Origin of the sequence: Variovorax sp. Root434, from assembly GCF_001426595.1 — a bacterium.
Classification (GTDB): Bacteria; Pseudomonadota; Gammaproteobacteria; order Burkholderiales; family Burkholderiaceae_C; genus Variovorax.
The window spans coordinates 418,063-440,453 of record NZ_LMEK01000025.1 but is presented as its reverse complement, the minus strand read 5'-3'; the positions used below and the strand labels follow the sequence as shown (position 1 = coordinate 440,453).

Genomic DNA, 22,391 nt, shown 5'->3' with positions numbered 1-22,391 from the left:
GGTCGAAGAAGGACGCGAAGCGGTGAGGCGGTGATGGAGAGGGGAGCCGGTGCGATCAGGCTGTGCGCGGCAGTTCGATGCGAAAGCGAGCACCGGGCCCGCCCGGCTGCAGGGTGATGCGGCCCCCGTGGGCTGCAATGTACTCCTGCACGATGGAAAGTCCGATGCCCGTGCCTTTCACCGTGTGCTCGGGCTGGCGTTCGCCGCGGAAGAAAGGTTCGAAGATCCGGTCGCGGTCGCCCTCGGCGATGCCCGGCCCGGCGTCGTTCACGTCGATGTGGACCGCCTCGGGCGTCCCCGATACCGCCAGGGTGATGACACCGCCCGTTACCGAAAAGCGAATGGCGTTGCTGAGCAGGTTGGCGATCGCGGTGCCAAGCTTGGTGCGGTCGACCGTGATCGCGATGGGATCGCCCTCGGCCCGCACGCGCAGGCCATGCGCCTGCCACTGCAGGCGCTGGGCCTCGATCTGCTCTTCGATCAGCGGCAGCAGCTCGGTGCGCTCGCGGCGCAGTTCGCGCGCCTCGAAGGCCGCGGCGTTGAAGCGCAGCAGCGCCTCGATCTGGCCCTGCAGCGAGACGGTGTTCTGCTGCAGGATCTGCGCAACCTCGAGCTGCGCCGGGTTCAGCGGGCCGGTCACTCCGTCTTCGAGCAGCGAGACGCCCTCGCGCAGCGCGGCCAGCGGCGTCTTCAGCTCGTGCGACACGTGGCGCAGGAAGCGCGCCTTGTCGGCATCGAGCTCGGTCAGGCGCAGCCGCAGCCACTCGAGCTGCTGCGACACGCGCCGCACGTCGGCCGGGCCGCGGATGTCGATGGGCTCGTCGAGCCGGTTCTGCCCGAGGCCGACGATGGCATGCTCCAGCCGCTTGAACGGCCGAGCCAGCCAGATGCCGAAGGCCAGCGCCAGCGACACGGCCAGCACGCTGGCGGCCACCACTTCGCGCATCAGCCGGCGGCGCGCGTTCTCGATGCGCCTGGCCAGTGCGTCGTTCTGCGTTTCGATGAGGAACTGCGCCTGCTGCGCAAGGTTGGTGTTGAGCGCGTCGAGTTCGCGGAACTGCATCGCCATCGTGCTTTCGCGGGCCAGGGCGCTGTCGGCGTTGCCGCTCATCAGGCCCTCGATCACGCCGAGCTGGGCGCGCCACATCTCGGTGCCCGCGGGGGCCAGGCCGTTGTTCTCCAGGCGCTCGAGCACCTGGTGCGCTTCGCGCGCAGCGTCGTCGAAGCGGCGGCGCAGCACTGCGTCGTTGAGCACCAGCGACTGGCGCCCGGCGCGCTCCATGGCCGCGCTGCGCTCGGCCAGCGACTGGGCCGCGCCCGACAGGCGCAGCGCGCGCGCGGCTGCGTCGCGGCTCTGCGTCATCAGCGCGTCGTACTGCAGCACCGAACGCAGCGCCACGCCGACCAGCAGCGCGGTGATCAGCAAGAAGGCAAACAGCAGGAGCTGCTGGAACGAGCCCCGGATGGACGGTCGCTTCGCCATCAGTGGGCGAGCACCGGCATCGACGATTCGCTCGTCACGACCTCGCCGCGCAGCGTGTAGGCCAGCGAGCGCGTGATGCGAAGGTCGGCCATCTGACCGACCAGGCGCGCGTCGCCTTCGAAGTTGACGACGCGGTTGCAGGCGGTGCGGCCCATGAGTTCGTTCGCGTCCTTGCGCGAGGCGCCTTCCACCAGCACGCGCTGCGTGGTGCCGACCAGCGCCTGGCCGAAGCGCTTCACGTTGACGTCGATCACGGACTGCAGCGTGTGCAGGCGAGCGAGCTTCACTTCATACGGTGTGTCGTCCTGCAGCGCGGCGGCGGGCGTGCCGGGGCGCGGGCTGAAGATGAAGCTGAAGCTGGCGTCGAACTGGCAGTCGTCGATCAGCTTCATCATCTTGTTGAAGTCGTCGTCCGTCTCGCCGGGGAAGCCGACGATGAAGTCGCTGCTCAGGGCGAGCTCGGGGCGGATGGCGCGCAGCTTGCGCACCGTGCTCTTGTATTCCATGGCGGTGTAGCCGCGCTTCATCGCCATCAGGATGCGGTCGCTGCCGTGCTGCACCGGCAGGTGCAGGTGGCTCACGAGCTGCGGCACCTTCGCATAGGCCTCGATCAGCCGGGGGGTGAACTCGTTCGGGTGGCTGGTGGTGTAGCGGATGCGCTCGATGCCGGGGATCTCGGCGACGTATTCGATCAGCAGCGCGAAGTCGGCGATCTCCGCGGTGTCACCCATCTTGCCGCGGTAGGCGTTCACGTTCTGGCCCAGCAGCGTGATCTCGCGCACGCCCTGCTCGGCCAGGCCGGCGATCTCGACCAGCACGTCGTCGAGCGGGCGGTTCACCTCCTCGCCGCGGGTGTAGGGCACCACGCAGTAGCTGCAGTACTTGGAGCAGCCTTCCATGATCGACACGAAGGCCGTCGCGCCCTCGACGCGTGCGGGCGGCAGGTGGTCGAACTTCTCGATCTCGGGGAAGCTGATGTCCACCTGCGGGCGGTTCAGGCGCTCGCGGTCGTTGAGCATCTCGGGCAGGCGGTGCAGCGTCTGCGGGCCGAACACGATGTCGACGTACGGCGCACGCGCAATGATGGCCTCGCCCTCCTGGCTCGCCACGCAGCCGCCCACGCCGATCTTCACGCCCCTGGCCTTCAGGTGCTTCACGCGGCCGAGGTCGGAGAACACCTTTTCCTGTGCCTTCTCGCGCACCGAGCAGGTGTTGAACAGGATGAGGTCGGCCTCGTCCACGTTCTGCGTGGGCTCGTAGCCCTGCGCTGCGTTGAGCACGTCGGCCATCTTGTCCGAGTCGTACTCGTTCATCTGGCAGCCGAAGGTCTTGATGAATACTTTTTTCATGGGGAACTCTCTCTCATGCCCTCCACAACAGCGGGGAGGGCTGGGCAGCGCGCAGCGCATGGGCCGCGCCGCCGTCTTTGCCTACTGCGTGTTGACGGTGTCGTTCGAGGTGAACGGCCAGATGTTCAGGAACGGCTTGTTCAGCGATTCGCGTGGGGCCGAGGCTTCGTCGGCCGTGAGGATCCAGACCTCGCGCAGCAGGCCGGCGGCATCGCGCGTGTAGTTGACCAGGTACTTCTGGCCGGTGATGGCGCCGGGCATGACCAGCATGTTCTGCGGACTCCGGATGCGCGCGCCGGCCCCCAGCCGATCGGCGTGGCCGTCGAGGTCAACGTCGGGCGCGTTGAGGACCGTGAACTTGCCGCGCAGGGTGCCGATGGGGAAATTGCGGCCGCCAACGAGCGATTCGTTCTGGGTCTGCGGCCGGGGCACTTCGTCCTGGGCGCTGGCGGTGAGCGGGAAAAGGCCTGCCGCAGCAATGGCTGCTGTGCAAAGCGCTATGAAGGTGAGAGCATTCGTGGGTGTCTTGCAGCGGTTCATGGGGTTTATCCAGAGGCTGTGGAGCGGCGATTTTAGCGAGGGGGTGCGGTTCCCCGGCGCCGGCCACAGCAGGGAGTGTGGGGCTTTCGGTTGACTGGCTTTACATTTCTTTACGGGGGCCACGAACACCGGGAGTCGGCCGCTGCTCCAATAGTCGCTGTCAGCCCAAAGTGCACAAAGAACCCATGAAGAAAAATGTCGCCGTCGCCCTTGCGGGCGTGTTGATCGTAGCCGTCGCGGGCGGGTGGTGGAGCATGTCCGGGGACAAGTCTGCCGGCAAGGACGCGAAGGCTCCGGCAGCGAACAGCAACAGCGGCGGCGCGCCCGCACTCGTGACCCTGGCCACCGCGCAGAAGCAGGACGTGCCGGTGACGGTGCAGGTCAATGGCAGCGTGGTGTCTCTCAACAGCGTCGACCTGCGTCCGCAGGTGACGAACACGGTGAGCGCGGTGCATGTGAAGGAAGGCCAGTTCGTCAAGGCCGGCCAGCTGCTCTTCACGCTCGACGATCGCAACGACCAGGCCAACCTCGCCCGCGCCCGCGCGCAGCAGCAGAAGGACGAGGCCACCATGGTCGACCTGGAGCGTCAGTACAAGCGCAGCCAGGACCTCGTGGCGCAGAACTTCATCGCAAAGAGCGCGGCCGACGCCACGCTCTCGCAGCTCCAGGCGCAGCGCGCCGCCGTGGCCGCCGACCGCGCGGCCGTGCAGTCGGCGCAGGTGGCGCTGGGCTACGCCACGCTGCGCGCGCCCATCGCCGGGCGCATCGGCGCCGTCAACATCTACCCGGGCACGCTGGTGCAGCCGACGCTGTCGCTCGTCACCATCACGCAGCTCGACCCGATTGCCGTGAGCTTCCCGGTGCCCGAAGGCAACCTGCAGGATCTGCTGGAAGCCGCGCGCTCGCACGCCAAGGTCGAGGCCGTCGTCACCGGCGGCAAGGCGCCGCTGAGCGGCACGCTCGACTTCGTCGACAACACCGTCGATCCGCAGATCGGCACGGTGCGCGCCAAGGCCGTGTTCGCGAATGCCGACCAGAGCCTGTGGCCCGGCCAGTTCGTGGGCACGCGCATCACGGTGCGCATGCTCAACGGCGCCACGGTGGTGCCGGCCGCGGCACTGATGATGCTGTCCGACGGCACTTCGCTCTATGTGGTCGATGCGAGCAAGACCGCCACGCGCCGCAAGGTGAAGACGCTGCACACCTTCGGCACCAATGTGGCGGTGAGCGGCGTGGAGCCGGGCGAGCAGGTGGTGATCGAGGGCAGCCAGAACGTGCGCCCGGGCGGCAAGGTCCGCGTCGATGCCAAGGCGCCGGGTGCGCCTGGCGCAACGGGCAACGGCACCACCGGCGTCACGCCGGGTAGCGCCGCTTCTTCCGACGGCGCCGACATCAAGCCGCCGCAGCGGGAACGCGCATGAACATCTCGGAGCTCTGCATCCGCCGTCCGGCGATGACGGTGCTGCTGTCCGCGGCGGCCGTGGTCGTCGGCATCTTCGCGTACTTCAGCATCCCCGTCGCCGCGCTGCCCAGCTACAACACGCCGGTCATCAACGTCAATGCGCAGTTGCCGGGCGCGAGTCCGGACACCATGGCGAGTTCGGTGGCGCTGCCGCTCGAAAAGCAGTTCTCCACCATCCCGGGCCTGCAGACCATCAGCTCGGTGAACACGCAGGGCGTGTCTTCGATCACGCTCGAATTCGTGAGCAGCCGCGACATCGACGCCGCCGCGGTCGACGTGCAGGCCGCGCTGCTGCGCGCCCAGCGCCAGCTGCCGCAGGAGCTCACGCAGCTGCCCTCGTACCGCAAGGTCAACCCGGCCGACGCGCCGGTGCTGTTCATCGCGCTGATCTCGCCGTCGATGAACCCGTCGGAGCTCAACGACTACGCGGAGAACCTGATCTCGCCCACGCTGTCGACCATCGACGGCGTGGCGCAGGTGGGCGTGTACGGCCGCAAGGCCTTCGCGGTGCGCATCAAGGCCAATGCCGACCTGCTCAACGCGCGCAACATCACGCTCGACGAACTGGCCAAGGCCGTGAACTCGGCCAATGCCAACACGCCGGTCGGCGTGCTCGACGGCCCGCGCCAGACGCTCACCATCCAGGCCAACCGCCAGCTCATGAAGGCGGCCGACTTCGCCAAGCTGATCGTCGGCCAGCACAACGGCGCGCCGGTGCGGCTCGACGAAGTGGCCACCATCGAGGACAGCTTCGAGTCGGTGAAGACCGCGAGCAGCTTCAACGGGCAGGACTCGATTTCGCTGGCCGTGCAGCGCCAGCCCAACGCCAACACCGTGCAGGTGGTCGATGCGGTGCGCGCGCTCGTTCCGCGCTTCAAGGCCGAGCTGCCGCAGTCGGTCGACATCCAGGTGGTGAACGACCGCTCGCTGTCGATCCGCGAGGCCGTGCACGACGTGCAGCTCACGCTGCTGGGCACCATCGCGCTGGTGGTGCTGGTGATCTTCCTGTTCCTGCACCGGCTGGTGGCCACGTTGATCCCGGCCGTGACCATTCCGATTTCGCTGATCGGCGCGGTGGCGCTGCTCTATGCCTTCGGCTACAGCCTGGACAACATCTCGCTGCTCGGCATCACGCTGGCCGTGGGGCTGGTGGTGGACGACGCCATCGTGGTGCTGGAGAACATCATGCGCTACGTCGAGAAGGGCATGGACCCGTTCGCGGCGGCGCTGCGCGGCGCGCGCGAGGTGGGCTTCACGATCGTATCGATCTCGATCTCGCTAGTGGCCGTGTTCATCCCGATCTTCTTCATGCCGGGCGTGATCGGCCTGCTGTTCCACGAGTTCGCGGTGGTGGTGGCGCTGGCCGTGCTGGTGTCGGCCGTGGTGTCGCTCACGCTGGTGCCGATGCTCGCGAGCCGGCTGCTCAAGCAGGTGCCGCGCCGTGCAGGCGCGCTCGATCACGAGGAAGAGCATCCCGAGCCGGGCACGGCCATCGGCCGAGCCTTCGAGCGCGGCTATCGCGCGGTGCACGCAACCTACATGCGCTCGCTCGGCTGGACGCTGATGCACCGCAAGGTGATGCTGGCGATCGCGGGGCTGACCTTCGTCGTCACCGGCTGGCTGTTCGCGACCATCCCGAAGGGCTTCTTCCCCGAGGAGGACATCGGCCAGATCCAGATCACGACCGAGGCTGCCGAGGACATTTCATTCAGTGCCATGAAGACGCTGCAGGACCGCGTGGCCGCCACCCTCAAGGACGACGCGAGCGTCAACTACGTGAGCTCCTTCGTCGGCGTGGGCGGCCCCACGGCCACGCAGAACTCCGGCCGGCTGTTCGCGGTTCTCAAGCCGCGCAGCGAGCGCCCGCCGATGGCGAAGGTGCTCGAATCGCTGCGCCAGCGCTTCCGCGAGATCCCCGGCATTGCCGTCTACATGCAGCCGGTGCAGAACCTGCGCCTGGGCGGACGCCAGAGCAAGGCGCGCTTCCAGTACACGCTGCAGAGCGTGAACGCCGGCGAGATGGTGCCGTGGGCCACGCGGCTCATGGAGCGCATGCGCGCCGACCCGGCTTTCCGCGACGTGACCAGCGACTCGCAGAACCGCGGCCTGCAGGCCACGCTCGACATCGACCGCGACAAGGCCGGCGTGCTCGGCGTGGCCGTGGGCGACCTGCGCACCGCGCTCTACAACGCCTACGGCGACCGCCAGATCGGCAGCATCTACGGCACGAGCAACACCTACCAGGTGATCCTTTCGGCGGCCGACAACGACCGCCAGTTCGAGGAAGACGTCTCGCGCCTGTCGGTGCGCAGCACCACGGGCAGGCTGGTGCCGCTGTCGGCCTTCTCGACCGTCAAGCGCACCGTGGGGCCGACCGCGGTCAACCACCAGGGCCAGCTGCAGGCGGTGACGGTGTCGTTCAACCTCGCGCCCGACGTGCCGCTGGGCAACGCGACCGCGAAGATCGACCGGTTCAAGGAAGAGCTGAAGATGCCGCCCTCGATCATCACCACCTACGGCGGCGATGCGGCGGTGTTCCAGAGCTCGCAGTCCAGCCAGGCCGTGCTGCTGGTGCTGGCGGTGCTGGTCATCTACGTGCTGCTGGGCGTGCTCTACGAGAGCTACATCCACCCGATCACGATCCTCGCCGGGCTGCCTTCGGCGGCGGTGGGCGCGCTGATCTCGCTGAAGCTCTTCGGCTTCGACCTGACGCTGATCGCGACCATCGGCATCCTGCTGCTGATCGGCATCGTGAAGAAGAACGCGATCATGATGATCGACTTCGCGCTCGACGCGCAGCGCACCGAGGGCCTGCAGCCGGTGGACGCGATCCGCGAGGCCTGCCGCCTGCGCTTCCGGCCGATCATGATGACCACGCTGGCCGCGCTGATGGGCGCGCTGCCGCTCGCGCTGGGCCTGGGCGCCGGCGCCGAGCTGCGCCAGCCGCTGGGCGTGGCGGTGGTGGGCGGGCTGATCTTCTCGCAGGTGATCACGCTGTACATCACGCCTGCGATCTACCTGGCACTGGACCGCTACAGCGGGACGGGGCCGATGGTGGATCTGCCGGACGAGGCGCAGGCCGAGGCTGGCAGCCACGCGGCATCGCACGCCTGACAGCCGCACTGGCGCGGCGCCTGGGCGCGGCGCGCCTCAGCCGGGCTGCCGCGGGCGGATGCCCAACTTGCGCAGCAGGCGGTGAAAGTTGCTGCGGTCCATGCCGGCCTGTGCCGCCGCGCGGCTGAGGTTGCCGCCGTGGCGAGCCAGGCAGGCGGTCAGCCAGTCGCGCTGGAAGGCCTCGGTGGCATCCCGCAGCGTGGCCGCCGCGGCTGCGGGGCCGGCCGGGGCGGCAGCAGGCAAGCCGGCGGCGGCCGGTGGAGCGTCCGTCGGCGCGACCGGGGCGATCGTTTCTTCCAACAGCAGGTGCCGGGGCTCGATGGCCACCCAACGCGCGGCGCGCCCGTGTTCGCGGTACGCACGCAGCGCGGCGCGGCTGATCGCGTGCTCGAGTTCCCGCACATTGCCGGGCCAGGGATGCGCCAGCAGCGCGGCCCGCGCGCCCGGCGACAGCCGCAGGTTGCGTGCACCCAGGCGGTGCTGGTTCTCTTCCAGGAAGCCGCCTGCCAGCGCCAGCACGTCGCGGCCCCGCGCGCGCAGCGGCGGCACCACCAGCGGGTAGACCGACAGCCGGTGGTACAGGTCGGCGCGAAAGCGCCCCTGCGCGATGGCGGCGGGCAGGTCGCGGTTGGTCGCGGCGATGACCCGCACGTCGACCCGCAGCGTGCGGTCGCTGCCTGGGCGCTGCAACTCGCCGCCCTGCAGCACGCGCAGCAGCTTGGCCTGCACCGTGAGCGGCAGCTCGCCCACTTCGTCGAGGAACAGCGTGCCGCCGTCGGCAAGCTCGAATTTGCCGGTGCGGTCCTGGATGGCGCCGGTGAAGGCGCCCTTGCGATGGCCGAAGAGTTCGCTGTCGGCCAGCGTCTCGGGCAGCGCCGCGCAATTCACCTGCACCAGCGGCTGCGCATGGCGGCGCGAGCGCGCATGCAGGCGCTGCGCCACCAGGTCCTTGCCCACGCCCGTTTCGCCTAGCAGCAGCACCGTGAGGTCCGAGGCGCCCACGGTGTCGATCTCGCGGCGCAGCTGCTGCATGGCTGCGCTGGTGCCCAGCAGCTCGCGCGTGGGGCTGCGGCTGGACTGCCAGGCCTGCGCGAGTGCCTGCTCCTGCGCTGCGCGCCGGGCCATGTCGCGGATGGCCTGCGCCGCCTCGATACCCGATTCGACCAGCCGCACCAGCGCCTCCATCCGCGCCGGGCCGACCGCGTCGAAGGTGGAAGCTTCGAGCGCGTCGAGCGTGAGCAGGCCCCAGAGCGTGCCGCGCAGGCGCAGCGGTGCGCCCATGCAGTCGTGCACCGGAAGAATCTCGGGCTGGCTCGACACCAGCCCGTCGTAGGGGTCGGGCAGCTCGCAGCCGGGCGGAAAGCGCAACCCGGCCGGGCTCTCGAGCAGGCGCGCGAAGCGCGGGTGCGCGGCCACCGTGAAGCGGCGCCCCAGCGTCTCGTCGCTGAGACCGTCGACCGCGACGGCGCGCAGCGCGCCGTCCTCCAGCCGCAGCAGCGCGGCCGCATCGCAGCGCACGAACTCGCGCACGGCCTTCAGGAGGGCGCGGAAGCGTTCGCTCTCGCTGGGAAGCCCCGGCCCCTCGAATGTGGTCATTTCTGCACTCATGAGTGTCGATTTGACAACCAATTTGTGTTGTCGGTTTGACCTGGCTCAAGAAAAGAGTTTGAAAAACAAGGACTTGCGCCGGTGCGGCGGTTGGCACGGTTCATGACTGGGAAAGGGCTCCCACATACTTTCCCATTGCATCCCTCATGTTCACCGACCGCACCATTTCTCTCGTCAAGGCCACCGTTCCCCTGCTGCAGACGCAAGGGGAGGCGATCACCGCCCACTTCTACCGGCTCATGTTCACGAACCATCCCGAGGTGAAGGCTTTCTTCAACGAGGCGCACCAGGCCAGCGGCACGCAGGCACGCGCGCTCGCGGGGGCCGTATTGGCCTTCGCGGCGCACATCGACCGGCTGGAGGCCCTGTCCGGCGCGCTGCCGCGGATCATCCAGAAGCACGCGGCGCTCGGCGTGCTGCCCGAGCACTACCCGATCGTCGGGCGCTGCCTGCTGCAGTCCATCCGCGAAGTGCTGGGCGAGGTGGCGACGGACGAGATCATCGCCGCGTGGGGCGAGGCCTACCAGGCGCTGGCCGGCATGCTGATCGCCGCCGAAGAAGAGGTCTACCGCGCCAACGAACAGCAGCCGGGCGGCTGGCGCGGCGTGCGCCGCTTTCGTGTCGCGCGCCGCGAGGCCGAGAGCGAACTCATCCTCTCGCTGTACCTGGAGCCCGAGGACGGCGGCCCGCTGCTCGCGTTCACGCCGGGCCAGTACCTTACGCTGGTGCTGGCCATCGATGGCGAGACGGTGCGGCGCAACTACTCGCTGTCGGACGCGCCGGGCAAGCCGTGGTACCGCATCAGCGTCAAGCAGGAGCAGGGCGGGCGGGTCTCGAACTGGCTGCATGCGCAGGCCGTGGTCGGCACCGTGATCGAGGTGCTGCCGCCCTGCGGCGATTTCGTGCTGAAGCCCGCGCCCGCGCAAGCGCAGGGCCGGCCGCTGGTGCTGGTGACGGGCGGCGTGGGCATCACGCCCGCGATGAGCATGCTCGAGGCCGCCGCGCCCACGGGCCGGCCGATCCGCTTCATCCACGCTGCGCGCCACGGCGGCGTGCATGCCTTCCGCGAACGCGTCGATGCGCTGGCGGCAGCGCACGCCAACGTGGAAGCGCTGTACGTGTACGACACCCCGCGCGATGCGGACCGCCCGCACGCGACCGGATTCGTGACGAAGGAACTGCTCGCGCAGGCCCTGCCGGCCGACCGCGACGTGGACTTCTACTTCCTCGGGCCGAAGCCCTTCATGCAGGCCGTGTACGCGAACGGCCTGACGCTGGGCGTGCCTGCGCAGCAGATCCACTACGAGTTCTTCGGGCCGCTGGAAGAACTGCGCGCGGCCTGAGCATGCCTCAGCTCGTGGTTTCGTCGAGCGGAGTGTCCGTCGCGAGGTGGGCGGTGTCGCTCCAGCCCACGAGGCTGAAACCTTCCGGCGTCCAAAGCATGCGGTTGATCGCGGCATTGCCCAGTTGCCAGGTGCGCGGCGCCTGCAGTTCCTGGCGTGTGGCTGCGCGGTAGAGCACGTCCATCACCCCGCCGTGTGCGACCAGCACGACCAGTTCGCCCGGATGGCGCGCCGCCAGCTCGGCGGCCACGCCCGTCACGCGGTCGCGGAACGCCAGCAGGCTTTCGCCGCCCTCGGGCTCGAATTCGGGATCGCGTTCGCGCCAGAGCCTGGCCTGCACGGGCAGGGTGGCCTCGATCTCGGCGAAGCTCAGGCCCTCGAAATGTCCGAACGCCCGTTCGCGCAGGCGCGGTTCGGGTTGCACGGCCAGGCCGTGGGGCCTGGCGATTTCCTCGGCGGTCTGCCAGGCGCGCGAGAGGTCGCTGGCATAGACGACGCCGATGGGCTCGTCGGCCAGCGCACTGCCGGCGCGCTGTGCCTGCCAGACGCCCGTGGCGTTGAGCCCGATGTCGAGCTGACCCTGGATGCGGGTGTCGACGTTCCAGGCGGTTTCGCCGTGGCGAACGGCGATCAGGCGGGTGGCTTCTTCCATCCGGGGAATTCTAGAAGGCGCTACTTCCGGGCCTGCGCCGCCGGCAGCTCGATGTTGACCCGGCGCTCGCCCTGCGGCGGGTTCGGGAAGCCCTGCAGCGCGGCCTGGAACATCACCGGCAGGATCGCCGCGCTCGAGGTGTAGGGGCCGTCGTTCCGGGCGCGAGTTTCGTACACCACACGGTTGGAGCCCGCCTCGCGCAGCACGATGCTCACCTCGCGCTCGTACCATGGGTTGGCCGGCGGCGCGAACACCGGGCCGCCATACCAGCCACCGCCGTACCAGCGGCGGCCGTAGTAGCCATAGCCGCCGTAGCCGTAGCCCCAGGGACCGTTGTAGTGCCACGGATCGGCCCAGGGCGAGAGGCCGGCAGTCACGCGCGCGCCGATCTGCGCGGTGTACTGGGGCCTGGCGTCGTCGCGGCGCAGGCCGACCTTGTCGAGCGCGGCGCCGGCCATGGCTTCGAGCGATTCCTGCCGCGCGCCGTCGGCCTGCTGCGAGGGCAGGCGGTCGAAACGGTAGGTGGCGCCGGGGGCCACGGTGCCGATGGAGGAAAAGCTCTTCACGTCGCTGTCGACCACCCAGGAGGTGGCGCAGCCCGTCAGGCTTGCGGCAAGAAGAAGAGCCGAGAACGCAGATTTCATGAGGGTCTCCGGACGCTGAAGCCCAAAATTCCCCTGGGTTGCCCGTTCAGCCCTGGATGACGCGCAGGGCGGCAGGTGCCTGGGAGAGCAAATCGAAGGAAGGCGGGTCGAAGGCCTTGTCGCCATCGTCGTCCGCCACGCCTGTCGCCTTCAGACCCTTGAAGTCATACTGCGTTCCGTCGAGCAGGTGCGAAGGCACCACGTTCTGCAGCGCGGTGAACATGTTCTCCACGCGGCCGGGATACTTCTTGTCCCATTCGCGCAGCATCTCACCCACCTGTTTGCGCTGCAGGTTTTCCTGGCTGCCGCACAGCGTGCACGGAATGATCGGGAACTCGCGGTGCTGGGCCCAGCGCACCGTGTCCTTCTCGGCCACGTAGGCCAGCGGACGGATCACGACGTGCCTGCCGTCGTCGCTCACCAGCTTGGGCGGCATGCTCTTGAGCTTGCCGGCGAAGAACATGTTGAGGAAGAAGGTCTGCAGCATGTCGTCGCGGTGGTGACCCAGCGCGACTTTGGTGGCGCCCAGCTCGTCGGCCACGCGGTACAGGATGCCGCGGCGCAGCCGGCTGCACAGGCCGCAGGTGGTCTTGCCCTCTGGAATGACGCGCTTGACGATGCTGTAGGTGTCCTGGTTCTCGATGTGGAAGTCCACGCCCAGGTCGCTCAGGTATTTCGGCAGCACCTCTTCCGGGAATCCGGGCTGCTTCTGGTCGAGGTTGACCGCGACGATGTCGAAGTGAATCGGCGCGCGCGCCTTGAGCTTGAGCAGGATGTCGAGCAGCGCGTAGCTGTCTTTGCCACCAGAGACGCACACCATGACCTTGTCGCCCTCTTCGATCATGTTGTAGTCGACGATGGCTTTGCCGACTTCTCGGCACAGGCGCTTTTCGAGCTTGTGCGTCTCGCGCTCGATCTTCATGGAGTTGGCGGGAGAGGAGGCGGCGGTGTCGGCGGCGGCGGGCGCCTCGTCGATCCAGACGGCGTTCATGGGCAGGCTGCTTCGGGGAGTCGGGGGAAGGGGGTGATTGTCCCCGATCCCCATTTCGCCTGCCATCCCGCCCGTTTACGGCCCGCCTGCAGCCAGCGGCGATTCCGGAAAGGCCTGCCGCATCGCCTCCACGAACAGCCGCAGCCTGGCTGGATAGAAGCGCGCGTACGGATACACGATGTACACGGGCGCGGGTGTCGCGCGCCATTGGGGCGCCAAGTGCACCAGCCGGCCCGCCTCCAGCTCCTCGGTCAGCATCCAGGCCGAGGACACCCCGACGCCCACGCCCAGCACCGCCGCGCTGCGCAGCGCGTAGAGGCTGTCGGTGATCATGCGCGGGCGTATCGGCACCCGGCACACCTCGCCCGTGCCCTCGTGCGTGAACACGACCTCGGTCCGGTAGAAATTGCGCGCGGCCAGCCAGGGCAGGGCTTCGAGCTCGCGGGCATGCACTGGCGGCGGCGAACTCGCGCCGAAGAGGGAGGGCGCCCCCACCGCGATGCGCGGCACCTCGAAAAGACGGATCGCCACGGCATTGGGGTCCGTCACCTCGCCGACGCGAATCGCGCAATCCACACCCTCGGCGATGAAGTCGGGCGTTTCGTCGTGCGGGCTGTCGTGCAGCAGCCATTCGACCGTCACCTGCGGATGCCGCTGCAGGTACGCGGCCAGCGGGCCGACCAGCAGCTGCTGCCCGAAGGCATGCGGCGCCACCACGCGCAGCCGGCCCTCGGGCTGATCGCCCACGCCGCGCAGCTCGGCCTCGAAGGCGCTCCAGCTCAGGATCAGCTCCTTGGCGCGGTCGAAACAGCGCTCGCCGTCTTCGGTGAGCTTCATCGCGTGGGTGGAGCGCTGCAGCAGCCGCACGCCCAGCGAACGTTCGAGCGCCTGCAGGCGGCGGCTCACGGTGGGCTGGGTGGTGCCCAGCTGGGCGGCGGCGGCCGACAGGCTGCCGGCCTCGACGATGCGCACGAAGGTCTGCATCAGTTCGATGCGGTCGGCCGACGGCGGCGGTGGAAGGGGTGTTGCCATGCGTCAAGCGTATATCAATTGTTCGACGCTAAGGGCTACCTTTAGAGGAGCTCGGCCCGCAAACTCCAGCCTTCGCTTCTCGAATTCAAGGGTTTGCACCATGTCTTCCATTCAAACTACGCATGAAAAGCTGCCGGGCTCGCTGATCCTGCTCCTGGCCGCCAGCGCCGGCTTCGGTGTGGCCGCGCTGTACTACAGCCAGCCCATGCTGGGCGTGCTCGGGCCCGACATCGGCGCCTCGGCGCGTTCCGTGGGCTTCGTGCCCACGCTCACGCAGCTCGGCTACGCGCTGGGCATCCTGCTGCTCGCGCCGCTGGGCGACCGCTTCGACCGGCGCCGCATCATCCTCGCCAAGGCCTCGGTGCTGGTGCTCGCGCTGCTGGGCGCGGCGTTCTCGCCCTCGGTGGCGCCGCTGCTGATGGCCAGCCTCGTCATCGGCCTGGCTGCAACGCTGGCGCAGGACGTGGTGCCCGCCGCCGCCACGCTGGCGCCCGAGGCGCATCGCGGCCGGATCGTCGGTACGGTGATGACCGGGCTGCTGCTGGGCATCCTGCTGTCGCGCGTGCTCGCCGGCTTCGTGGCCGAGCATTTCGGCTGGCGCGCGATGTTCGTCGTCGCGGCCGTGAGCATCGCGCTCATCGGCGTGGCTGCTGCGCGCGGGCTGCCGCGCCTGCGCCCGACCACGCACCTGGGCTACGGTGCGCTGCTGGGATCGCTGGCCGGGCTGTGGAAGCGCCATGGCGCGCTGCGCCGCGCGACCTTCGCGCAGGCCCTGCTGTCGGTGGGCTTCAGCGCCTTCTGGTCGACGCTGGCCGTCATGCTGCACGGCGCGCCTTTCCACCTGGGCAGCGCGGCCGCAGGTGCCTTCGGCCTGGCCGGCGCGGCGGGTGCGCTGGCCGCGCCCATCGCCGGGCGTCTTGCGGACCGTCGCGGCCCCGAGCTGGTGATCCGCATGGGCGCCGCGCTGGTCGCCGTCTCGTTCGTGGCGATGTTGTTCGCGCCGCTGCTGGCGGCACCCGCCGCGCGGCTCGGGCTGATCGTGGTCGCCGCCATCGGTTTCGACTTCGGCCTGCAGGCCGCGCTGATCGCGCACCAGACAGTGGTCTACGGCATCGACCCCGGTGCGCGCAGCCGGCTCAACGCGGTGTTCTTCACTGGCGTGTTCGTCGGCATGGCCACCGGCTCCGCGCTTGGCGCCCTGGTGCTGGCGCAGTGGGGATGGTCCGGCGTGGCGGCGATGGCTTCGCTGTCGGCGCTCGGCGCGCTGGCCGTGCGCATGTGGCCGGCTGGCTCCGGGAAGAAGGCTGCCGCAGCCTGCGGCTCAGCGGCCTGAGTGCGGATGACGGCGGTTCACCACTCGCCGGCTTCCATGCGGATCGCCACCTCGCAGTCGTCGAAGATTTCGAGCTTGGCGATCTTCACGCGCACGCCCAGCACGCCGGGCAGTTGCAGCAGGCGCTGCACCAGCTTGCCGATCAGGCTCTCGAGCAGGTTGACGTGCTCGGCGGTGCACTCCTCGATGATGATGCGGCGCACCTTGCGGTAGTCGAGCACGTGGAAGATGTCGTCGTCCTGCGGCAGCAGCGGCTGCGGGCCGAGGCTGAGCTCGGCATCGACCAGGATCGGCTGCGGCGCCGTCTTTTCCTGCTCGAGGATGCCCAGGTTGGCGTCGAAGCGCAGGCCCTGGAGGGTGAGTGTCTGGCGGCCTTGCACGGGCATGGGAATGGACATGGTGGTGCTCACATGAGCGAGAAATCGCGCTCGAATTTCATCAGGTGCTGGCCGCCGTCCACCAGCAGCGTGGTGCCGGTGATCGAGCGGTTCTCCAGCGCGAACTTCACCGTGGCGACCACGTCGTCCGGGGTGGAGGAGCGGCCCAGCGGCGACAGCTTGTGCAGCTGCGCGAACCTGTCGTCGTCCAGCATGTGGCTCGCCAGCGTGAGGCCGGGCGCCACGCCCACCACGCGCACGCGCGGTGCAAGGGCCAGCGCCAGCATCGGCGTGGCGGCTTCGAGCGCGGCCTTGGAAAGCGTGTAGCTCAGGAAGTCGGGGTTCGGGTTCCAGAGCTTCTGGTCGAGCAGGTGGACCACCGCGCCTCGCGCGTCGCGGGCCGCCAGGTGCTCGTGCAGGGCATGCGCCAGCAGGATGGCCGCGCCGGTGTTGCTGCGCGCATGGCGTTCCATGAGTGCGTAGCTGAAGGTGGCGGCCTCGTCGTGCTCGAACAGCGCGGCGCTGTGGACCACCGCGTCGACGCCGCGAAAGCGCGCGACCACGCGCGGCAGCAGGGCGCGCGTGGCCTGTTCGTCTTCGAGGTCGGCCGCGAAGAGCGCCGAATCGCCCGAGAGCGCGGCGCAGTCGGCCACCGTCTGCTCGGCCTCGGTGCGCGAACTGCGGTAGTGCACCGCCACCTGCCAGCCGCCCGCCGCGAGCGCCAGCGCGATCTCGCGGCCCAGCCTGCGGCCCGCGCCGGTGACGAGGACGGTGCGGTGGGAAGCGGAGAAGGGGGGCGCGGCGGGGCTCATGCGAGGAGGGGAGAATGGCGCTGTGACGACAAAGACGACCCCCAGCAGTTTACCCACCGCCCTCGACCACCTCATCGCGCGCTCCGTCGAGCGCGCGGGCGGGTGGATCGGGTTCGACCGCTTCATGGCGCTCGCGCTGTACGCGCCGGGCCTGGGCTATTACGCCAACACCTCGGCCAAGTTCGGCCACATGCCCTCGTCTGGCAGCGACTTCGTGACGGGGCCCGAGTTGACGCCGATGTTCGGGCAGACCCTGGCGGCGCAGGTGGCCGAGGCGCTGGAGAAGACGGGCACCGACACGGTGTGGGAATTCGGCGCAGGCTCGGGTGCGCTCGCGGTTCAGCTGCTGCATGCGCTCGACGAGATGGGGCGCAGCGATGTGCGCTACCGCATCGTCGACCTGTCGGGCACGCTGCGCGAGCGGCAGCAGCAGGCGCTGGTGCGCTATGCGGACCGCGTCGAATGGCTCAACGAACTGCCCGATTCGATGGAAGGCGTGGTGGTCGGCAACGAGGTGCTCGATGCGATGCCCGTGCAACTGCTGGCGCGTGCGGGTGGGCAGTGGTTCGAGCGGGGCGTGGTGCGCAATGCGCAGGGCGACGGCTGGGCCTGGGCCGATCGCGTCACCGAACTGCGGCCGCCGGTCGAGGTGCCCGGCGAGCACGACTACCTGACCGAAATCCATCCGCAGGCGCGGGCCTTCATCGCCACGCTGGCCGACCGGCTCGGCAAGGGCGCGGCCTTTCTCATCGACTACGGTTTTCCCGAGGCGGAGTACTACCACCCGCAGCGCCACATGGGCACGGTGATGTGCCACCGCGCGCACCAGGCCGATGGCGACCCGTTGGCCGACGTGGGCTACAAGGACATCACCGCGCATGTCGACTTCACCGGCATTGCGTTGGCTGGGCAGGATGCGGGGCTCGAAGTGCTGGGCTACACGAGCCAGGCGAGGTTTCTGCTGAACTGCGGGTTGCTGGCGCGGATGGAAGCGGGGTCCGTCGCAGAGCGGGCGATGGCGGCGCGGCTGATCCATGAGCATGAGATGGGGGAGTTGTTCAAGGTGATTGGCTTTGCCGTCGGCGAGGATTGGGATGCGATGGGGTTTGCCGAAGGGGATCGGAGTCATACGCTTTGAGTGGTTGGCTTGGGTTGCTTTCCGGGGCCGGGACTCGCCCCGGCGGGCGACTCACTTTCTTTTGCTTCGCCAAAAGAAAGTAAGCAAAGAAAAGGCGACCCCACTGTCTGCGACCCTTCGCTGCGCTACGGGCAACCTGCGGTGCTCGCGTTTCGCGGGGTCTCGCAGAACTCGCTTCGCTCAAACAGCTGCGAGCCCTGATCCGCGAAACGCTGCGCTCCTCGGCGCAGCCAGANCGCTACGGGCAACCTGCGGTGCTCGCGTTTCGCGGGGTCTCGCAGAACTCGCTTCGCTCAAACAGCTGCGAGCCCTGATCCGCGAAACGCTGCGCTCCTCGGTGCAGCCAGGGGGGATGGGAACCCTCCCGGGCCTTTGCTTCGCTCGGCCACCAAGCCACCGCAGGCGCTTTGCGCCTGCGGTGGTTGGTATTGTTTTTTGGTATTGGCTGTTCCGGAGCCGAGCGTAGCGACGGCGTGTTTCAAATCCCTTCTGGCTGCGCCGAGGAGCGCAGACGTAGGCGGGATCAGGGCCGCAGCTGTTTGAGCGAAGCGAGTTCTGCGGACCCCCGCCTACGTCGAGCACCGCAGGTTGCCCGTAGCGAAGCGRAGGGACGCAGACAGTAGGGTCGCCTTTCTTTTGCCTACGTTTCTTTGGCGAAGCAAAGAAAAGTAGGTCGGCCGCCGGGCCGAGACCAAAAGAAAGTAAGCAAAGAAAAGGCGACCCCACTGTCTGCGACCCCTTCGCTGCGCTACGGGGCAACCTGCGGTGCTCGCGCCTGCTGTGGGGTATGGGCTGTTCCGGAGCCGAGCGCAGCGAAGGCCCGTCCCCAAATCCCTTCTGGCTGCGCCGAGGAGCGCAGACGTAGGCGGGATCAGGGCCGCAGCTGTTTGAGCGAAGCGAGTTCTGCGGACCCCCGCCTACGTCGAGCACCGCAGGTTGCCCGTAGCGAAGCGAAGGGACGCAGACAGTAGGGTCGCCTTTTCTTTGCTTACTTTCTTTTGGCGAAGCAAAAGAAAGTGAGTCGCCCGCCGGGGCGAGACCCGGCCCCGGAAAGACATCAGCCCCTCAAAACAAAGTCATAAGCTAGCAACAAAGAGTTCGTTGGCGATCCAAACCCCGCCCCCTACATTCCCGGCATGACTGCCGCCCCCACCAGCGAGGTAAATGCCCCTTCGCAGCACTTCGAAGTGCGCCCTTTCGATGCCCCGGTCGGCGCCGAGGTGGTAGGCCTCGACATCTCGAAGCCCATCAACACCGAAGACTTCACCCGCCTCCACAGGGCTCACCTCGACCACCACGTCCTGGTCTTCCGCGACCAGCAGATCACCCCGCAAGAACACATCGATTTCAGCCGCCGCTTCGGCCCGCTCGAAATCCACGTGCTGCACCAGTTCCAGCTGAAGAACCACCCCGAGATCCTCATCGTCTCCAACATCAAGGAGAACGGCGAACCCATCGGCCTCGGCGATGCAGGCGTCTACTGGCACTCGGACATTTCGTACAAGCCCAACCCCAGCCTGGGCTCCCTGCTGCATGCCCAGGAACTGCCGAGCGAAGGCGGCGACACGCTCTTCGCCAACCAGCATCTCGCATGGGAATCGCTGAGCCCCGAGCTGCAGTGGCGCATCCTCCCGTTGAAGGCAGAGCACAGCTACCTCGCCAAGTACGAGGAGTTGCGTGCCAAGAACCCCTGGCGGCCCAAGCTCTCGCAAGCGCAGATCGAACAGGTCGCGCCCGCCGTGCAGCCGGTGGTGCGCACGCACCCTGAGACGGGCCGCAAGGCACTGTTCGTCAGCGAGCATTTCACGACGCGCATCGTCGGCCTGCCCGCGCAGGAAAGCGATGCCCTGCTCGCCGAGCTGTTCGCGCACAGCGTGAAACCCGAGTTCGTCTATCGCCACAAATGGGCGCCGCACGACCTGGTGTTCTGGGACAACCGCTCGCTGATGCATCTCGCGGCGGGTACGCCCGACCACCTGCGCCGCCGCCTCAACCGCACCACGATCGTCGGCGACACGCCTTTCTGATTTCTCTTGCGGACCGACTTCAAGGCCCTCAGCCGCCGGTCTTCTTCGCGGCCTGCCGCAGCGCGCGCAGCTCGCCGTTGAGAAACTCGTTGGCGTCGCGCACCACGCCATCGGTCAGTTTCACCTTGTAGGCTTGCCCCGTCATCTCCGAGCGCGAGGCGCAGCGCTCGATGAAGTCTTCGGCCGTCACCAGTTCCTTTTTGAAGTGGTCGTACTTCGCCTGCATGTGCTTGGCGGCATCGGCGGCGTTGTATTCGCTGCCGTTGCGCATGAAGACCATGGCCGACATCTTCGAGACGCGCTGGATCAGTGTGTCGATCAGCTTTTCCTCCGTGGTGGAAGGGGTGGCGTGAGCCAGCAGGGCCGAAGCGCCGAGCAGGAGGGCGAGCAACGCGCTCCGCAGGAATCTGAATGAAGTCATTTGTCGTGTTCCCTGGCAATTTCCGGGCCATGCTAGGGCTGGCGCCACTGCCGTGTCAAACCCGGCCCGGCTCGGGTCTAATCGCAGTTTTGGCACGTGTACTCCTCTCTCCCATGAGCTCCTCGACCCCCGATCTCCCGTCGATTGCCCAGGCACTGGCCGATGCCGCGGCCGCGCAGTCGATGCGCTACTTCCGTACGCCGCTGGACATCATCACCAAGGCCGACGAAAGCCCCGTCACGCTGGCCGACCGCGCGGCCGAGACAGCCATGCGCGACATCCTTGGCGCTCGCGTGCCGGCCGACGGCATCTACGGCGAGGAGCATGGCCCCGAGCGGCTCGACGCCGGGCGCATCTGGGTGCTCGACCCCATCGACGGCACGCGCAGCTTCATCACCGGCTCGCCGCTGTGGGGCACGCTGATCGGCGTGCTGGAGGGCGGGCGCGTGGTGCTGGGCATGGTCGACATGCCGGTGCTCGAGGAACGCTGGATCGGCCACAACCCCAAGGACGGGGGCAAGGGTGCCACGCGCGACGGCCAGCCCGTGCGCGCGAGCGGCTGCACAGAAGTGGCCAAGGCCCGCATCGTCACCACCTCGCCCGACATCTTCGCGCCGGCCGATTGGGCCGCCTTCGACAGGCTCAGCCGCCAATGCGCGATGCGCCGCTTCGGCGGCGACTGCTACGGCTACGCCCAGCTGGCGGGCGGCACCATCGACCTCGTGGTCGAAACCGGCCTGCAGCCCTACGACTACCTCGGCCCGGCCGGGCTGATCGAGGCGGCTGGCGGCGTCATCACCGACTGGCAGGGCCAGCCGCTGGGCCTGAAGTCCGACGGGCGGGTGATCGCGGCGGCAACGCCCGAACTCCACCGGCAAGCCATGGCCATTCTCTCGGCCTAGACTGTTGTCCCTATGTTCCGCTGGCTGATCGTCGTCGTCCTGGCACTGGTGCTCATGAGCGGGCTGACCGCCTGGCTGCGCCGCTTCGGCTTCAGACGCCTGCCCGGCGATTTCGAGTTCCGCGCCTTCGGCCGCGAATGGCAGCTGCCGATTGCGAGCACGGTGGTGCTCAGCATGATCGCGGCGCTGGTCGCGCGCCTTCTGTAGACAAGAGACAAACAGCAATGAGAGCCTGCGTAGACATCGGCGGCACCAAGGTGGCCGTGAGCCTTTCCGCTTCGAGCGACGCGCCGCTGATCGGCCGCCGCAGCGAGCCCACGGCCAAGACCGGCGACAACGATGCGGTGGCGGTGCAGATCATGCGGATGATCGACGAGGTCTGTGCGCAGCAGGGCATCGATGCGGCGAGCATCGATCGCGTGGGCGTGTCGTCGGCCGGGCCTTTCGAGCTGCGCGACGGCAAGGTCGAACTGGCCACGCCCAACATCTGCGGCGGCATCGCCGGCCCGGCGCGCGGCCTGCCCAACACCTGGATGACCGCGCTGATCGAGGCCCCGCTGGCAAAGCGCTTCGCCCGCGTGCGGGTCGAGAACGACGCCGTGGCCGCGCTGGAGGCCGAGCGCCATTGGGGTGCGCTCCAGGGCGTGGACGATTGCGCCTACGTCACCTGGAGCACCGGCGTCGGCGTCGGCCTGTGCGTGGACGGCCGCGCGCTGCGCGGCAAGAACGGCAACGCCGGCCATGCCGGCCACAGTTTCGTGGTGGACGACGCCAGCGGTGCGCTGTGCGGCTGCGGCAACGTCGGCGACGTCGAAGGGCTGATTGCCGGCAACTCGATCGCGCGGCGCTTCGGCCAGCCCGCGGCCGATCTTTTCAGTTCGGCTGCTGGCGGCGAGCGGCATTCGCTCGAGATCGTCGATGCGCTGTGCCGCGTGATGGGCCGCATGCTCTACAACCTGATCGCCACGCTCGACCTGCAGCGCATCAGCCTGGGTGGCAGCGTGTTCTGGCACCACCGCGACTTTCTGCTGCCGAGGCTGCAGGCGCAGGTCGACGGCAAGCTGCCGCCGCTCACGCACGGCGTGCGCCTCGTGCCTGCCGGCCTGGGCGACAAGGTCGGCGACTACGCGGCGCTGGCGCTGCTCGACTGAGCGGCCACCCGC

General features: G+C 68.5%; 20 protein-coding genes. 9 read left to right on the top strand and 11 right to left on the bottom strand.

All coding sequences use genetic code 11. The annotated features are described in order from the left end of the window. Nucleotides 1–55: 55 nt before the first annotated feature. The 3 genes from ASD05_RS22820 to ASD05_RS22810 form a co-directional block, all read right to left on the bottom strand. Entirely contained in the window at nucleotides 56–1,483 is a 1,428-nt protein-coding gene (locus ASD05_RS22820; protein ID WP_056597388.1) for a sensor histidine kinase, read from the bottom strand. Then, the gene (gene miaB, locus ASD05_RS22815) at nucleotides 1,483–2,832 is read right to left on the bottom strand and encodes a tRNA (N6-isopentenyl adenosine(37)-C2)-methylthiotransferase MiaB (RefSeq protein ID WP_056597386.1); all 1,350 of its coding nucleotides are present in this window, start codon (nucleotides 2,830–2,832) and stop codon (nucleotides 1,483–1,485) included. Before miaB ends, ASD05_RS22820 begins: the two co-directional genes overlap by 1 nt. An 81-nt stretch (nucleotides 2,833–2,913) precedes the next feature. Then, nucleotides 2,914–3,372 (bottom strand): hypothetical protein, encoded by a 459-nt coding sequence (locus ASD05_RS22810; RefSeq protein ID WP_007831453.1) that lies wholly within the window; start codon nucleotides 3,370–3,372, stop codon nucleotides 2,914–2,916. A gap of 254 nt (nucleotides 3,373–3,626) precedes the next feature. Here ASD05_RS22810 and ASD05_RS22805 point away from each other — a divergent pair, with 254 nt between their 5' ends. Together ASD05_RS22805 and ASD05_RS22800 are read left to right on the top strand one after the other, a co-directional pair. Continuing rightward, the gene (locus ASD05_RS22805; protein ID WP_056597384.1) at nucleotides 3,627–4,793 is read left to right on the top strand and encodes an efflux RND transporter periplasmic adaptor subunit; all 1,167 of its coding nucleotides are present in this window, start codon (nucleotides 3,627–3,629) and stop codon (nucleotides 4,791–4,793) included. Beyond that, nucleotides 4,790–7,948 carry an efflux RND transporter permease subunit gene (locus ASD05_RS22800; protein WP_056597382.1) on the top strand — a complete coding sequence of 1,053 codons (3,159 nt, stop codon included), beginning with the start codon at nucleotides 4,790–4,792 and terminating at the stop codon, nucleotides 7,946–7,948. Before ASD05_RS22805 ends, ASD05_RS22800 begins: the two co-directional genes overlap by 4 nt. Nucleotides 7,949–7,984: 36 nt before the next feature. Here the strand turns inward: ASD05_RS22800 and norR are convergent, their stop codons facing one another. After that, on the bottom strand, nucleotides 7,985–9,544 hold the full coding sequence (gene norR / locus ASD05_RS22795) for a nitric oxide reductase transcriptional regulator NorR (RefSeq protein WP_235508066.1): 1,560 nt from the start codon (nucleotides 9,542–9,544) through the stop codon (nucleotides 7,985–7,987). Nucleotides 9,545–9,702: 158 nt separating this feature from the next. Here norR and hmpA point away from each other — a divergent pair, with 158 nt between their 5' ends. Continuing rightward, nucleotides 9,703–10,899: an NO-inducible flavohemoprotein gene (hmpA, locus tag ASD05_RS22790; RefSeq protein WP_056597378.1), complete on the top strand. Its 1,197-nt coding sequence runs from the start codon at nucleotides 9,703–9,705 to the stop codon at nucleotides 10,897–10,899. Between the two features lie 7 nt (nucleotides 10,900–10,906). Here the strand turns inward: hmpA and ASD05_RS22785 are convergent, their stop codons facing one another. The 4 genes from ASD05_RS22785 to ASD05_RS22770 all read right to left on the bottom strand — a co-directional run bounded on the left by ASD05_RS22785 (nucleotide 10,907) and on the right by ASD05_RS22770 (nucleotide 14,218). Continuing rightward, a complete protein-coding gene (locus tag ASD05_RS22785) occupies nucleotides 10,907–11,551 on the bottom strand; it encodes a histidine phosphatase family protein (RefSeq protein ID WP_056597377.1) in 645 nt (214 codons plus the stop codon). A 20-nt stretch (nucleotides 11,552–11,571) separates the two neighbouring features. Then, on the bottom strand, nucleotides 11,572–12,195 hold the full coding sequence (locus tag ASD05_RS22780) for a DUF4136 domain-containing protein (RefSeq protein ID WP_056597374.1): 624 nt from the start codon (nucleotides 12,193–12,195) through the stop codon (nucleotides 11,572–11,574). 46 nt (nucleotides 12,196–12,241) lie between these two features. Further along, complete coding sequence (gene ttcA / locus ASD05_RS22775; protein WP_056597372.1) at nucleotides 12,242–13,186, bottom strand: tRNA 2-thiocytidine(32) synthetase TtcA; 945 nt, start codon at nucleotides 13,184–13,186, stop codon at nucleotides 12,242–12,244. 75 nt (nucleotides 13,187–13,261) lie between these two features. Beyond that, nucleotides 13,262–14,218: a LysR family transcriptional regulator gene (locus ASD05_RS22770; protein WP_056597370.1), complete on the bottom strand. Its 957-nt coding sequence runs from the start codon at nucleotides 14,216–14,218 to the stop codon at nucleotides 13,262–13,264. Nucleotides 14,219–14,318: 100 nt separating this feature from the next. On the opposite strand from ASD05_RS22770, the gene ASD05_RS22765 reads away from it, so the two are divergent. Beyond that, on the top strand, nucleotides 14,319–15,551 hold the full coding sequence (locus ASD05_RS22765) for an MFS transporter (RefSeq protein ID WP_056597368.1): 1,233 nt from the start codon (nucleotides 14,319–14,321) through the stop codon (nucleotides 15,549–15,551). A gap of 17 nt (nucleotides 15,552–15,568) precedes the next feature. Here the strand turns inward: ASD05_RS22765 and ASD05_RS22760 are convergent, their stop codons facing one another. Then, nucleotides 15,569–15,949 carry a dihydroneopterin aldolase gene (locus ASD05_RS22760; RefSeq protein ID WP_007831468.1) on the bottom strand — a complete coding sequence of 127 codons (381 nt, stop codon included), beginning with the start codon at nucleotides 15,947–15,949 and terminating at the stop codon, nucleotides 15,569–15,571. Between the two features lie 8 nt (nucleotides 15,950–15,957). Then, entirely contained in the window at nucleotides 15,958–16,740 is a 783-nt protein-coding gene (locus tag ASD05_RS22755; protein WP_056597366.1) for an SDR family oxidoreductase, read from the bottom strand. Here ASD05_RS22755 and ASD05_RS22750 point away from each other — a divergent pair. Both ASD05_RS22750 and ASD05_RS22745 read left to right on the top strand, forming a co-directional pair. Next, nucleotides 16,739–17,878, top strand: a complete 1,140-nt coding sequence (locus ASD05_RS22750; protein WP_200955472.1) for an SAM-dependent methyltransferase — start codon at nucleotides 16,739–16,741, stop codon at nucleotides 17,876–17,878. The two genes, ASD05_RS22755 and ASD05_RS22750, sit on opposite strands and share 2 nt — an antisense overlap. A gap of 1,136 nt (nucleotides 17,879–19,014) precedes the next feature. Further along, nucleotides 19,015–19,905, top strand: a complete 891-nt coding sequence (locus tag ASD05_RS22745) for a TauD/TfdA dioxygenase family protein (protein WP_056597363.1) — start codon at nucleotides 19,015–19,017, stop codon at nucleotides 19,903–19,905. Between the two features lie 28 nt (nucleotides 19,906–19,933). Here the strand turns inward: ASD05_RS22745 and ASD05_RS22740 are convergent, their stop codons facing one another. Then, nucleotides 19,934–20,326 (bottom strand): DUF5329 family protein, encoded by a 393-nt coding sequence (locus tag ASD05_RS22740; protein WP_056597361.1) that lies wholly within the window; start codon nucleotides 20,324–20,326, stop codon nucleotides 19,934–19,936. A 113-nt stretch (nucleotides 20,327–20,439) separates the two neighbouring features. On the opposite strand from ASD05_RS22740, the gene hisN reads away from it, so the two are divergent. Genes hisN through ASD05_RS22725 form a run of 3 tightly spaced genes read left to right on the top strand, consistent with a single transcriptional unit; the run spans nucleotide 20,440 to nucleotide 22,379 of the window. After that, a complete protein-coding gene (gene hisN, locus ASD05_RS22735; protein WP_056597359.1) occupies nucleotides 20,440–21,228 on the top strand; it encodes a histidinol-phosphatase in 789 nt (262 codons plus the stop codon). Between the two features lie 12 nt (nucleotides 21,229–21,240). Beyond that, on the top strand, nucleotides 21,241–21,435 hold the full coding sequence (locus tag ASD05_RS22730; RefSeq protein ID WP_056597357.1) for a DUF2905 domain-containing protein: 195 nt from the start codon (nucleotides 21,241–21,243) through the stop codon (nucleotides 21,433–21,435). A 17-nt stretch (nucleotides 21,436–21,452) separates the two neighbouring features. Next, nucleotides 21,453–22,379 (top strand): ROK family protein, encoded by a 927-nt coding sequence (locus ASD05_RS22725; RefSeq protein ID WP_056597354.1) that lies wholly within the window; start codon nucleotides 21,453–21,455, stop codon nucleotides 22,377–22,379. Nucleotides 22,380–22,391 lie beyond the last annotated feature (12 nt).

Coding starts and splice junctions, on each gene's coding strand:
- ASD05_RS22820 (WP_056597388.1), bottom strand. CDS start 1,483: ATGGCGAAGCGACCGTCCATCCGGGGCTCGTTCCAGCAGCTCCTGCTG.
- miaB (WP_056597386.1), bottom strand. CDS start 2,832: ATGAAAAAAGTATTCATCAAGACCTTCGGCTGCCAGATGAACGAGTAC.
- ASD05_RS22810 (WP_007831453.1), bottom strand. CDS start 3,372: ATGAACCGCTGCAAGACACCCACGAATGCTCTCACCTTCATAGCGCTT.
- ASD05_RS22805 (WP_056597384.1), top strand. CDS start 3,627: ATGTCCGGGGACAAGTCTGCCGGCAAGGACGCGAAGGCTCCGGCAGCG.
- ASD05_RS22800 (WP_056597382.1), top strand. CDS start 4,790: ATGAACATCTCGGAGCTCTGCATCCGCCGTCCGGCGATGACGGTGCTG.
- norR (WP_235508066.1), bottom strand. CDS start 9,544: ATGACCACATTCGAGGGGCCGGGGCTTCCCAGCGAGAGCGAACGCTTC.
- hmpA (WP_056597378.1), top strand. CDS start 9,703: ATGTTCACCGACCGCACCATTTCTCTCGTCAAGGCCACCGTTCCCCTG.
- ASD05_RS22785 (WP_056597377.1), bottom strand. CDS start 11,551: ATGGAAGAAGCCACCCGCCTGATCGCCGTTCGCCACGGCGAAACCGCC.
- ASD05_RS22780 (WP_056597374.1), bottom strand. CDS start 12,195: ATGAAATCTGCGTTCTCGGCTCTTCTTCTTGCCGCAAGCCTGACGGGC.
- ttcA (WP_056597372.1), bottom strand. CDS start 13,186: ATGAACGCCGTCTGGATCGACGAGGCGCCCGCCGCCGCCGACACCGCC.
- ASD05_RS22770 (WP_056597370.1), bottom strand. CDS start 14,218: ATGGCAACACCCCTTCCACCGCCGCCGTCGGCCGACCGCATCGAACTG.
- ASD05_RS22765 (WP_056597368.1), top strand. CDS start 14,319: ATGTCTTCCATTCAAACTACGCATGAAAAGCTGCCGGGCTCGCTGATC.
- ASD05_RS22760 (WP_007831468.1), bottom strand. CDS start 15,949: ATGTCCATTCCCATGCCCGTGCAAGGCCGCCAGACACTCACCCTCCAG.
- ASD05_RS22750 (WP_200955472.1), top strand. CDS start 16,739: ATGCGAGGAGGGGAGAATGGCGCTGTGACGACAAAGACGACCCCCAGC.
- ASD05_RS22755 (WP_056597366.1), bottom strand. CDS start 16,740: ATGAGCCCCGCCGCGCCCCCCTTCTCCGCTTCCCACCGCACCGTCCTC.
- ASD05_RS22745 (WP_056597363.1), top strand. CDS start 19,015: ATGACTGCCGCCCCCACCAGCGAGGTAAATGCCCCTTCGCAGCACTTC.
- ASD05_RS22740 (WP_056597361.1), bottom strand. CDS start 20,326: ATGACTTCATTCAGATTCCTGCGGAGCGCGTTGCTCGCCCTCCTGCTC.
- hisN (WP_056597359.1), top strand. CDS start 20,440: ATGAGCTCCTCGACCCCCGATCTCCCGTCGATTGCCCAGGCACTGGCC.
- ASD05_RS22730 (WP_056597357.1), top strand. CDS start 21,241: ATGTTCCGCTGGCTGATCGTCGTCGTCCTGGCACTGGTGCTCATGAGC.
- ASD05_RS22725 (WP_056597354.1), top strand. CDS start 21,453: ATGAGAGCCTGCGTAGACATCGGCGGCACCAAGGTGGCCGTGAGCCTT.